The sequence below is a fragment of the Terrabacter sp. C0L_2 genome (genome assembly GCF_036352015.1).
Lineage (GTDB): Bacteria > Actinomycetota > Actinomycetes > Actinomycetales > Dermatophilaceae > Terrabacter > Terrabacter tumescens.
The window spans coordinates 4017126-4028818 of record NZ_CP143557.1; the positions used below are offsets into that span (position 1 = coordinate 4017126).

The window sequence follows — 11693 nt, forward strand, 5'->3', positions numbered from 1 at the left end:
CCATCTTGCGGATCTGTCCGGCCAAACCCGTGCATTCTGCAAGAATCACCGCATGATGGGCTCCGCACGCACCGCAGTCGTCGTCGAGGACGACGACGACATCCGTGAGCTCATCACGCACAGCCTGACGATGCAGGGCTTCGCGGTGTCCACCGCGTCGTCCGGGCAGGCCGGTCTCGAGCTCGTCGTCGCGACGGACCCCGACCTCGTCACCCTCGACCTCGGGCTCCCGGACCTCGACGGCATCGAGGTGTGCCGCCGGGTCCGCGACGTGAGCCAGGCCTACGTCGTCATGATCAGTGCGCGCACCGACGAGATCGACCGCCTCATGGGCCTCGAGATCGGTGCCGACGACTACCTCACCAAGCCGTTCAGCCCTCGCGAGCTCCAGGCCCGCGTCAACGCCATGTTCCGCCGTCCCCGCACGGGAGGGTCCAACGGCGCCGCCGACGGAGCCGGCCCTGTCGCCCCGGTCCCGGCTCCTGCCACGGAGGGTGCGCCCCGAGCGGCGGAGTCGACCGTCGACGCGAAGCACCCGCTCGTGCGCCACGGCCGCATCGCGGTCGACCCGGAGGGTCGCGTCGTCACGGTCGACGAGCAGGAGGTCGACCTCACGCGCACCGAGTTCGACCTGCTCACGACCCTGCTCAGCGCTCCGCGCCGGGTGTGGTCGCGCGCGGTGCTGCTCGACAGCCTCTGGGGGCCGGGATGGTCGGAGGAGCACCTCGTCGAGGTGCACGTCGGCAACCTGCGCCGCAAGCTCAGCCGCCTGGGCCCGGACGGCACGCGAGCCCCGATCCGGACCGTCCGCGGCGTGGGCTACCGCATGGAGGAGCCCGACGCCTTCTGACGTCGCGGGCGGCCGGGCCCGGCGCCCTGGACCGTCGGACGGGTCGGGACCTGTCAGACTGGTGGACCGGTCAGACCGGACTCTCGACGGCTCCGTCGAGGTGCTCACGCAGCGCTCGGCGCGCTCCCGTCGCGAGCGCGAGCATCGAGGCACCGCGCTCCCGCGCCAGATCGTGCTCGCCGCGGCGCACGGCGTCGATGACGCACCGGACGGCCGACTCGAGCCGGGCGAGTCCGACGGTGGCCGAGGAGACGCGAAGGCTCAGCAGGACGTCCATGGCGGCAACCTCGTCGCGGCGGTCCAGAGCGGTGGCGGCGCGTGTCAGTCGCGCCTCGAGCATCCGCAGGTAGGTCTGTGCGATGGAACGGGCGAGCTCTTCGCTCTCCAGCTCCGAGGCGAGGCGCTTCAGCGCGCCCGGGTCGAGCTCCTCTGCCGTGAGTCCGGGACAGACCGGGCCCACGAGCAGCTCAGCGGCCACGGTCGGCGCCGATGACGCCTCGGGCGAGGGAGCTCTCGCGGCGCGGACGCCCTGCGACGAGCTGGACCGGGGCGGGCCGGCCTCCCACCAGGTGGCCCGCCCCGTTCCTGCTACCTCCCCCCCACGGAGTCCTCGAGTGGGCCCGCCGTCCGGGGCGGGCGCCGGGACCGCGCTCCTTCACTGCAGGGTCAGTGTCGGTGCTGGCGGTCATGGCGCTCCTCTCCCCGGATCGGCGGGCACTCGCCCGAAGGTCTCTGTGCCAGCCGGCGGTCCCCCGACCGCTGCTGCTGACAGAGACGACTCTGCCGGGCCAACTGCAAGGGCCGAAGCCCGTCGCACGCATGGTTTGCGCAAGAAACTCGCAAGCCCGTTCCGCTTCGCTACGCCGTGCTCCTTTTGTCCTTGCGCCTCGGACTCAGAGGGCGGTGGAGAGGTAGTCCGTGGCGCTCGTGGCGAAGGCCTCGCTCGTGCTGTCCGAGCCGACGAAGAGCGCCGTCGCCCAGATGTCGGCCCACAGCAGAGTAGGACCCGTGACGGTCACCGACCCCGGGCGCCCGACGAGCTCGCGCGAGTGCGGGTCGTAGAGGTGCGCTCCCCGCGCCGCGGTCCCGGACGTCGCCACCGCTCCCCGCGCGAGGGTCAGGGTGCTCGCGATCCGCTGCCGGTCGAGCGGATCCTCGACACCGACGCGCCACACGATCGCATCTGGGCCGGTCGTAGGCATGTCGGGGTGGGCGCCGATGAGGATGTCCCCACCGGCGTTGATGCAGAAGGAGATCCGCTCGAGCGACCGCAGCGGCACCGAGGCGCGGTCGACGGCCCACCCCTTGACGAGGCCGGTCGGGTCGAAGGCGAGGTCGCCGTCACCCGTGGGCAGGAGCGTCGTGAACGCTCCCTTCGTCAGGACCTCGGCCTCCTGCCCGATGCGCAGCGCCTCCTCGACGAGCGGGCTGCACTGCGACACCTGGACCTCCTCACGGCGCAGGCGCATGAGGTCGGAGTCGTCGCGGTAGGTCGAGAAGATCGAGTCCATCTCGCGCAGGATCCGGAAGGCCTCCGCGACGGCCTGCTGCGCCTCGGGGCGGTCGACGTCGTCGCCGCGCAGGTGGATCGAGATCGGCATCCCCATGATCTGCTCCACCCAGGCGCGCCGGGCCGGCGCGGGAGCCGCGCCCGGTTGCGCGGGCAGCGGGGGTCGTATGCCCTGCACGGGCTCCAGGGGCTGGAGCGGCAGGACGGGCTTGGTGGAGGGGACGGGCTGGCTGGGGGTCGCGGGTCGGCTCATGGTGGGCTCCTCGGTCGCCTGTCTCAAGAGTGCGTCACAGGTTGGCCTGGTCGATGGCGGACTGCAGGGACTGGGTGTAGCCGTCCCACGTGTAGGTCGCACCGGAGACCACGTCGATCTGGGCCGACTGGGCGGCGACGGTCTCCTGGTTGTAGACCGGCACGGCCTCGGAGTTGATCATCTGGTCGTGACGGTCGTTCCACGGGACCTGGAGCACCTCGGCCGCGGTGATCTTGCCGCCCTTGACGGTGATCTGGACCTGGACGTTGCCGTAGCGCGTCATGACCGCGTCACCGGCGTACGTCTTGGCCGCCGACGACGTGCTAGTCGAGCCGGACGAGCCCGACGAGCCCGACGAGCCGCTCGCCGTGGCGGAGGTGTCGGTCGGCTGCTGGCCCGAGGAGTCGGTCGCCGACGCAGACGAGGATCCCGACGTGGAGCCGGTGCTGTCCGAGGTCTTGCTCGTGGTCGTCACCGTCCGCGTCTCGGCGGCCACGAGGGCCGAGGAGCTGCGGGAGGTGCTGTAGCTGAACAGGAGGACGAGCACGGTCAGGGTGCTCATGGCCCAGAGGACGATGCGTCGCATGGGGGGCTCTATTCGTTCGGTACGGATGCGGGGCGGATGCGGGGCGTACGTCGCGTCGTCGCGGGTCCGCTCGGGGTCGAAGGGGTCAGTAGGTGAAGCGTTCGTGGTGCACGGCCTCGGGCGGCACGCCGGCCTCGTGGGCGGCGGTGACGACGGTGTCCATCCAGGCGGGGTTGCCGCACACGTAGAGGTCGCGCTCGGCGATGTCGGGGACGATCCGGGTCAGGGCCTCGGCGTCGCTGAGGTGGCTCGACTCGATGGGCAGCCAGCTGGCACGCTCGCGGTTGCGGTGGCCGACGACGGCGACGACGCGGCCGCCCTTGGCGCGGGCGAGGTCGAGCAGCTCGTCGGCGAGCACGATGTCGGCCTGGCTGCCGACGCGGTAGATGACGACGACGCCGTCGGGCGCTGCGGGCAGCTCCTCGAGGAGGGCGCGCAGCGGGGTGATGCCGATCCCGGCGCCGATGAGCACGGCCTTGTCGCTCGTGCGGACCCCGGCGTGGAGTCGCCCGTAGGGCCCTTCGACGACGACCTTGGTGCCTGGCCTGAGCGTGGCGAGCCGGGCGCTGGACGATCCGACGGCCTCGGCCGTGATGCGGAGCGAGCGGCCGTCCGGCGCGGCGGAGAGGGAGTAGGGGTTGCCACGGGTCCAGCCCGGGCCGTCGAGGAAGCGCCACTGGAAGAACTGGCCGGCGCGAACGGGCAGGCGGTCGAGCCGGCGACCCGTCATGACGACCGACGTCACGGTGGGCGACTCGGCGACGACCTCGGAGACCACCAGACGGTGGCGACGGGACCGGACGAGCGGCAGCCCGATGCGGTAGACGAGGACGGCGACGAGCGCGAACGCATACAGCCCCCACCAGAACACGGTCGCCGTGACGCTCGACGTGAAGTCCTGCCCGGTCCACAGCTGGTGCGGCAGGGCGAGTCCGGCGCCGAGGTAGGCGTAGAGGTGCAGCAGGTGCCACGACTCGTAGCGCAACCTCGCCCGCGCCTTCTTCACCGAGGTCACGACGACCATGACCAGCGCGACGGTGCCGACGAGGGCGAGGAGCATGCCCGGCGAGTGCAGCACCTGGTCGACGAACGTCGGGATGACGCCCATGTCGGTGCCGGCGCTGTAGCCGACGGTCGTGAGCACGATGTGGGCGACCATGAGGTTGAACGAGGTGAAGCCGACGAGCCGGTGCACGCGGGCGAGCTCGTCCTGTCCCCAGGCCTGCTCGACGAACGGGATGCGGGCCATGAGCAGCACCTGCAGGAGCATGAGCACCGAGGCGACGAGACCCGTGAGGCGACCGATGTTGATGAGGCTCTCACCGAGCGTGCCGAAGGCGGTCAGTCCCCCGCCGGCCACCCAGAGGGCGACGACGAACAGCGTGGCTCCCCAGGCGAACACGGCGGACGCGTCCCGCCACCAGCGCGGCGTCGGGGCGAGGGCCTGTCGCCGCGACGCGGCCGGCACCGAGAGGTCGCGGCTCTCGGAGAGGGCGAGTGAGGTCATGGCACCCAGATTCGGCGCAGATCCTGTGCGTGTGCTGTGTCACGAGGATGTCACGCGTGTGAGTCCCCGACCCCCTCGGGCGTGGGGGCGGGTCGCCAGCGCGAGAGGTCGCTCGCGCGGGGCTCGACCCCGAGCTGCTGGCGCAGCAGGTCCGTGGCGAAGACCCGGCTCACCGCGAGGTGGGAGACGGCGTATGCCGTGAGCATCGGCGGCGTGGATGAGCGCAGGAGCCGTGCCGCGCCCTCCAGGGCGAGCGCCGCGGCCCACGCGGTGGGTGCACCGGTGAACAGCGGCCGTTCGGTCCAGCCGTTGGCGGTGGCCACCCCGGCGGCGACAGCAGCAAGGCGCAGCGGCTCGGCGTCTGCGACGTTGAGGATCCTTGCGTCGCAGGGGATCTCGCAGGCCGCGACGGCCGCCTCGGCGACGAGCCGGACGTCGGTGAGGTGGACGAGGGTGTCGGGGTCGCCCGGGCAGACGAGTCGGCCACGTCTGCGTGCGCGGGCCAGTCTCGGCAGGAGCGTGGGGTCGCCGGGGCCGTGCACGGCGTGGGGCCGCAGGACGACGGTGCCGTGGCGGTCGAGCACGAGCCGCTCCTGGGCCGCCTTGGCCCTGGAGTACGCCGACAGGTGGCGCCGGGTCGGTGCGACGTCCTCGGTCAGGACCTCCCGGGGAGGTCGCCGGGCCCGGAGCGGGTAGACGCTGCACGATGAGACGAGCACGACCCGTGCGGCGGGCCAGGTCGACAGCACGGCGCGCGTGCCGCCGACGGTCACGGCCTGGTGCAGAGCCCACGGGTCCCACTCGTCGACGTGCGCGGCCGCATGGACCACGACGTCGACGTTCGGCGCGTCCCGCAACACTCCGCTCGTGAGGTCCCACTGTCGGTGCTCGAGGCCCGGACGCGCGGCCACGGGGCGTCGGCTCACGGCGAGCACGTCGTGTCCTCGCGCCAGCAGCAGGTCCAGGACCGCTCCCCCGACGAAGCCGCTGGCACCCGTGACGGCCACCCTCACGCCGGCGCTCCCTCGCGCCTGCTGTCCACGAGGCCACGCAGGGCCTCGAGGTCGACGCCCGCCGAGCGGCCCCGGCGCGGCACCTCCGCGACCGTGACCACCTCGTCGGGACGCCAGGCCTCGTCCGCGAGTCCCGACCAGGCGCGCAGCACGAGGCGCGACAGGGTGGCAGCGTCCGGCTCCGGCGACCGTCCAGGCACCGGGACCACGGCCAGGACCACGCGCTCGTCCCCCGTCACGGGGTGGGCGACCCCGACGAGGGCGCAGTCGGCGATGGCGTCGCCGAGCCGGTCGAGCAGCAGCGGCTCGACGAGCTCGGGGTAGATGTTGGCCTGGCCCCGGATGATCATGTTCTTGGACCGTCCGGCGAGCAGGAGCGTGCCGTCGGGGCCGAGCTCGCCGAGGTCGCCGGTGCGCACCTCCTCGGTCGGGGACTCGCCCGCGAGGCGGTGGCGGGCCTGCGGCGCACGGACGACGATCTCGCCGACACCGTCGCGGTCGGGAGCCTCGATGCGCACCGAGACCCCCGGCAGCGGGGGGCCGAGGCAGGTGCGGCCGGGCGGCGACGCGAGCACCTGCTCCCCGGTGGCGACAGCGACGGGGAGGGCCTCGGTCAGCCCGTAGACCGCCCGCACGGACACGCCGGGAGCGAGCGATCCCAGCCGACGGACGGTGACCGGCAGGACGGGAGCGCCACCCATGCCGACCTGCCGCATCGCCGGCGGCAGCCCACGGGACGCGGCGGCCAGCATCTTGGCCGGCACGGCATACGCGTGGGTCGCGTGCTCCCGCTCGGCCTGCCGCCGCCAGGCCCGCGTCGTGGCCGTGACGGGCGGCAGCGACCACGTCGCTCCGGCGACGAGTGTCGGCAGCCCGATCATGAGCTGGTCGGTGTGCATGACGACACGCTCGTCGAGCTCGAGGGCCACGACGGCGGCCTCGACACCGGCAGAGAGCGAGCGCAGGGTGTGCACGACCGCCCGAGGCGCGGCCGTCGTCCCTGACGTGAACACGACGAGCGCGTCGCGTGTCGGATCCCCAACGGCCGCAGTCGGACTGCGGTTCGGACTGCCGGTCGGAAGCTGCTCCCAGCGCGTCGCCGACCTCGGCACACCGGGCAGGCGCGGGCCGGTGACGAGGTGGACCAGTCCCGGGGTCGACAGGTCCGGCAGCTGTAGCCCCGATGTGGCCGGCAGCCGCCCGAGCAAGGACGAGAGCGGCCGGCGGGTGGCGGCGTGCACGAGGGTGTCGGAGACCGCCCCGCGCACCGGCACGGTCCGGCGGCGCACGTCGAGCAGCGCCTCGCCGGCTCCGGGGTCGGCCACGACGACGACTCCCCCGGCGAGGACGACCCCCAGGGCTGCGGACACGGCCCGCGGCGAGGGCCGGACGGCGAGCAGCACGCCGTCCCCGGCGACGAGACCGCGGGACGCGAGATGTGCGGCGACGCGCGTGACGTCCGCGCCGAGCTCGCCGAACGTCACCGACCGGCCCCGGTGGTCGCGGATGGCCACGCGACGTGGCGACTCACCGGCCCTCGCGAGGATCGTCGTGACGAGGTCGTCGCGGGGGGTCACGCCGCCCGGTCCGATCGGCTCGGCCCCGCCGACCGCGCCATGCCGTCGACGTGTCTGCCGTTCGGCGTCCGCACGGTCAGCTCGGCGTAGCGCGGCACGAGGACGCGACGGGCAGCCCGGCGCGACGAGACGACGAGCCCCTGCTCGCCAGCCACGTCGAGCAGCATCGCGGTCATCGCGCGCAGCTCGGCGAGGGCGAGCGGAGCCCCGAGGCAGAAGTGGCTGCCGGCGCCGAACCACAGGTGGCGCAGGTCGCCCGTGGCGGGGCGACCGGGGTCGAAGCCGCCCTCGCGCCGGGTCGCCCACCACAGCAGCACGACGACGCGCTCGTCGGCGCGCACGCGGACCCCGCCGAGGTCGGTGACGTGCACGCACCGGCGCAGGGTCGCGAGGCTCGGCGTCGTCATGCGCAGTCCTTCGGCGACGACGGCGTCGACGTCGTGGGAGAGGACCCGTCCGGGCGCGAGGAGGTCGGCGTCGGCGAGCTGCCCGGCGATCCGCGGCAACGCGCTGCTGACGGTGCCGGTGCCCGTGAGGAAGAGTGCTGCAGCGAGGGACCGGGCGTCGTCGAGCGAGGCGCCCTGGCGTGCCAGTCGGCCCATGACGGTGTCGGGTTCCCTTGCCGCGTGGGCGGACTCGGCCGCGTCCTGCACGACGGCTAGCGCCCCGCGCGCCCGACGGACGGCACCGTCGTCGAAGCCGCGGGTGCGCCAGCTGACCATCGACTCGATGGCGTCGCTCGCCTCGAGCAGCGTCGCGGGCGGCGTCGCGGGGTCGAGCCCGACGACGACCCCGATGGCAGCGGCCGACACCTCGCGCGCGAGCCGGACGACGTCGAGGTCCTCACCCGCCCTCAGCCTCGATGCTGCCGCGGCGACCAGCGGCCCGGCGGCGGCGTCGCAGACCTCGCGGACGACGCGAGGCGAGAAGAGGTCGGACAGCGAGCGACGCAGGGCGCGGTGGTCCTCGCCCTCCATGTTGAGCAGGACCCGCTCGCCGAGGACCGGCGTCCACAGGGCCCCCGACGACCCGGGACCGTTCTTGGCGAAGGCGTCCGGGTCGGTCAGCACCCGCCGAGCCACCCCCGGGTCGGCCACGAGCACGCCGACTCCGGGCACGCGTACGACCCCGCGACGCGACACGGCCGAGTCGACCACGCGGGCGACCACGGGGTGGGCCGAACGCACCAGCCGTGACTCCCAGCGGCTGCCGGGGTCGGTGGGCGCGAGCGCCCTCACGCGACGACCCGCACGTCGACGACGTCTGGGCGGTGGCCGTGGTCGAGGTACCACCGCAGGGTGTTGAGCAGGCCGTAGGCGCGCAGCCGCCGGACCGACGCGTGCACGACGAGGTCGCGGTGGTGCTCGACGCGCGCGCTGACTCGTCGCACCCGGTTGACGAGCTCACGGTCCTCGTGGACCTCCTCGATCGCCGTGCGGGGGAAGCCGCCGCTCGCCTCGTAGGCGCGGGCGCTGACGCCGAGGTTGCAGCCCGGGCTCATCCGGTAGGGGCCGAGCAGCCCGGGTGAGCGGTTGCTCGGGCGGAAGCGGCCGAACGCCTGGCAGAAGCCGATGACTCCCGGCAGGACGACGCGCTCCCACGGACGCAGCCGCACCTCGTCGGTGCGGGCCCGCATGGGTCCGGTGACGAGGTCGGCGCCGGCCGCGAACGCGCGGCGCCCGACGGCGGTCCACGGAGGAGTGGGCAACGTGTCCGCGTCGGTGCGCAGCACGTGCGTCGCCCCGTGCGCGATGGCGTGGCGCACCCCCGTGTCGGAGGCCGCGCCCGTGCCCTTGCGCCGCTCCGTGATGATCGTGACGCCGAGTCCGTATGCCGCACAGGCTCTTTCGACGGCGCGGACCGTCCCGTCCGTGCTGGCGTTGTCGACGACGACGAGTCTGAAGTCGCGGTCGTGCTGTGCGGCGAGCGCGGCGATGGTGCGCGCGATGCCGGCCTCCTCGTCGAAGGCCGGGACGACGACCCAGAGCCGGACGTCACCGGCCCCGAGGGGTGCGGGACCCGTCACCAGCGCACCGCCATGGTGCCGACGCTGATGCCGCCCGCGAGCCCGACGAGCAGTACCGGGTCCCCCGGCTCGGCGAGACCGAGCCGCTGCACCAGCTGCCACTGGAGGGGCAGCGTGGCCGAGGCGCAGTTGCCGTGCTCGGGCAGCGTCTCGACGACGAGGTCGCGCCGCAGCCCGAGGCGCGCGGCGAAGACGTCGAGGTAGGGCATCGCGACCTGGTGGACGGCGACGGCGACGAAGTCCTCGACGCCGAGTCCGTCGGCCTTGAGCGCGCGGTGGATCTCCTCGACGTCGACGCTGTCGAACGCCTGGCGCAGGCGGGCGCCGTCCATGACGAAGTAGCCCTTGTCGACGTCGCGCGGGTGCCTGGTGCCACCGGCCGGAAGCTGGCCCACCGACCAGTGCCGGGACTCGGCGGTGAACCAGCGGTGCAGGATCTCGCCTCGGGCGCCCGGTGCGGCCCGCTCGACCAGGGCTGCCGCCCCGGCGTCGCTCATCGTGTAGCCGGGCACCGACTCGACGAACTGCGCCGCGTCGCGCACGGACCACCGGGCCGCGCGCGACGGCATCTCTCCCGTCACGACGAGCACGCGGTCGTACTGCCCCATGCCGATCAGGGCCTCCGCCACCTGGACGCCGTTGAGCCAGGAGTTGCACGCGTTCTTGACGTCCATGACCGGGCACCGGGCGCCGAGCAGGTCGGCCACGATGTGCGACGTCGCGGGCTCGACGAGGTCCTGCGACGCGGAGGCGAACACGAGCAGGTCGACGTCGCCGATCTCGAGGTCGAGCGACGCGAGCGACGTGCGGGCGGCCGCCGCCGCGAGGTCGGACGCCTGGGTGTCCGGGCCGGCGTGGTGGATCCGTCTCACGCCCGTCAGGCGTCCGAGCACGCCGGTGGGAGGGACGAACCCGCTGCTGGACGCGACGATGCGGGCCTCGACCTGCTCGACGTCGAGGGCGTGCTCGGCGACGTGGGCGCTGACGCCGGCGATGCGACTGGACATGCGCGCGTGACCCTCCCTGGCTCGGCGACCGGGCCCTCCCGGCACCGTGCGGGCAGTTTACGGTGAGGCCATGGAGCCCGTGCTGAGCCGACGTACTCACCCCGTGTCGTCGCCGGCGGGCAACCGGCTGGCCGCGCGTCACGAGCGCCGCGTGATCAGGTCGGCCGACCCCCGTCTGGGTCTGCTCGTCGCTCTCGCCCGACGCGGCCCGCGGATCGTGAGGGTGCCCGGCCTCGGCTGGCTGGTCCGGGATCCCGCGCTCATCCGTGAGCTGCTCGTCGACCACCGCTCCACCTCGCTCCTCGGCGAGGGCGGCGTCGGGCACCTCTGGTCGCAGGTGCTCGGCGACTGGGTGGAGGACCTCTTCGACGGCCGGGGCCACCACTCGCTGCGCACCCGCGCCCGCGACCTCTTCACCGAGGCCGCAGCCCGTGACCTCGTGTCGGAGGCCGCGGGACCGGTGACCGAGGTCCTCCGACGTCGCCTGCGTGACGGGGACCGTGACGGGGACACCGTGGACGTCGCCGACCTGGCCAGGGTCCTCGTCGGACGCCTCGTCGTGGCGATGCTCGGCCTCGACGCGACGACCCTCGCCGACGAGGCCGCGATTGCTGGGCTCGACGACGACGGCTGGGGCGCCTACCGGCTCGTCTTCGCCCGTGGTGAGGAGCTCGCTGCCCTGGCCCTGGGGACCCAGGCCGACACCACGCTCTCCGACCACACGGTCGCCCGCGCCCGCGAGCTCCTCGGCGGGCTCACCTCAGGGGTCCCCGCGGCCTACCGCTCCTCGCCGGTCACGACGGTGCTCGGCCGCTGCCGGCAGCTCGGGGTCACCGAGCAGGAGGCCACGGGTCTGGCCTCCCTCCTGCTCGTCGCGGGGACCGAGACGGCAGCGAGCGCGATCGCGCGGACGACGGCCCTGCTCGCCGACACCGGCCAGGCGTCGCGGCTCTGCGCCGCGACGGGTGACGAGCGCGACGACCTGCTCGACGTCGCCGTCCGCGAGGGCCTGCGGGTCACGACCCCGGCACCCGTCATCGGCCGCCACGTCACCCGGGACGTCACCGTCGGCGGACGGACGCTGCGGGCCGGCGACCGGGTGCTGGCCCTGACCTACGTCGCCAACACCGCTCCCGGTGCCCTCGACCTCGACCGGCCCTACCTGCCGGACAACCGGCACCTGTGGTTCGGCGCCGGACGCCACCTCTGCCTCGGGGCGCCGGTGGCGCGCGCCGAGCTGCGCGTCGTGCTCGGAGCGCTGGCCGATGTCGGGCCCTGGGCCGTCGTCGAGCGCGAGCCGGCCCGCCGCGTCCTGATCCCGACCTACCGCAGGCTCGTCGTCGCCCGGGCCTGACGACGGCCCT

11 protein-coding genes are annotated in these 11693 nt (G+C 73.9%); 2 read left to right on the forward strand and 9 right to left on the reverse strand.

Translation table 11 applies throughout. The annotated features are described in order from the left end of the window. Nucleotides 1–52 precede the first annotated feature (52 nt). Nucleotides 53–850, forward strand: a complete 798-nt coding sequence (locus U5C87_RS18685; RefSeq protein ID WP_330473980.1) for a response regulator transcription factor — start codon at nucleotides 53–55, stop codon at nucleotides 848–850. A gap of 70 nt (nucleotides 851–920) precedes the next feature. Here U5C87_RS18685 and U5C87_RS18690 read toward each other — a convergent pair whose 3' ends face one another. From U5C87_RS18690 to U5C87_RS18730, 9 genes are all read right to left on the reverse strand, one after another. Continuing rightward, nucleotides 921–1328, reverse strand: coding sequence for a hypothetical protein (locus U5C87_RS18690; protein WP_330473981.1), 408 nt, complete (start codon nucleotides 1326–1328; stop codon nucleotides 921–923). A 415-nt stretch (nucleotides 1329–1743) separates the two neighbouring features. Further along, nucleotides 1744–2613, reverse strand: coding sequence for an FAD:protein FMN transferase (locus tag U5C87_RS18695; protein WP_330473982.1), 870 nt, complete (start codon nucleotides 2611–2613; stop codon nucleotides 1744–1746). Between the two features lie 34 nt (nucleotides 2614–2647). After that, on the reverse strand, nucleotides 2648–3199 hold the full coding sequence (locus U5C87_RS18700) for an FMN-binding protein (RefSeq protein ID WP_330473983.1): 552 nt from the start codon (nucleotides 3197–3199) through the stop codon (nucleotides 2648–2650). A gap of 85 nt (nucleotides 3200–3284) precedes the next feature. Further along, entirely contained in the window at nucleotides 3285–4706 is a 1422-nt protein-coding gene (locus U5C87_RS18705; protein ID WP_330473984.1) for a ferredoxin reductase family protein, read from the reverse strand. A gap of 50 nt (nucleotides 4707–4756) precedes the next feature. Beyond that, the gene (locus U5C87_RS18710) at nucleotides 4757–5719 is read right to left on the reverse strand and encodes an NAD-dependent epimerase/dehydratase family protein (RefSeq protein WP_330473985.1); all 963 of its coding nucleotides are present in this window, start codon (nucleotides 5717–5719) and stop codon (nucleotides 4757–4759) included. Beyond that, nucleotides 5716–7296 (reverse strand): class I adenylate-forming enzyme family protein, encoded by a 1581-nt coding sequence (locus U5C87_RS18715; protein ID WP_330473986.1) that lies wholly within the window; start codon nucleotides 7294–7296, stop codon nucleotides 5716–5718. The genes U5C87_RS18710 and U5C87_RS18715 overlap by 4 nt, the downstream gene beginning before the upstream one ends. After that, nucleotides 7293–8534 (reverse strand): cytochrome P450, encoded by a 1242-nt coding sequence (locus U5C87_RS18720; protein WP_330473987.1) that lies wholly within the window; start codon nucleotides 8532–8534, stop codon nucleotides 7293–7295. Before U5C87_RS18720 ends, U5C87_RS18715 begins: the two co-directional genes overlap by 4 nt. Next, nucleotides 8531–9322: a glycosyltransferase family 2 protein gene (locus U5C87_RS18725; protein WP_330473988.1), complete on the reverse strand. Its 792-nt coding sequence runs from the start codon at nucleotides 9320–9322 to the stop codon at nucleotides 8531–8533. Before U5C87_RS18725 ends, U5C87_RS18720 begins: the two co-directional genes overlap by 4 nt. Further along, a complete protein-coding gene (locus tag U5C87_RS18730; RefSeq protein ID WP_330473989.1) occupies nucleotides 9319–10329 on the reverse strand; it encodes a 3-oxoacyl-ACP synthase III family protein in 1011 nt (336 codons plus the stop codon). The genes U5C87_RS18725 and U5C87_RS18730 overlap by 4 nt, the downstream gene beginning before the upstream one ends. 70 nt (nucleotides 10330–10399) lie before the next feature. Here U5C87_RS18730 and U5C87_RS18735 point away from each other — a divergent pair, with 70 nt between their 5' ends. Beyond that, nucleotides 10400–11683, forward strand: coding sequence for a cytochrome P450 (locus U5C87_RS18735; RefSeq protein ID WP_330473990.1), 1284 nt, complete (start codon nucleotides 10400–10402; stop codon nucleotides 11681–11683). Nucleotides 11684–11693 lie beyond the last annotated feature (10 nt).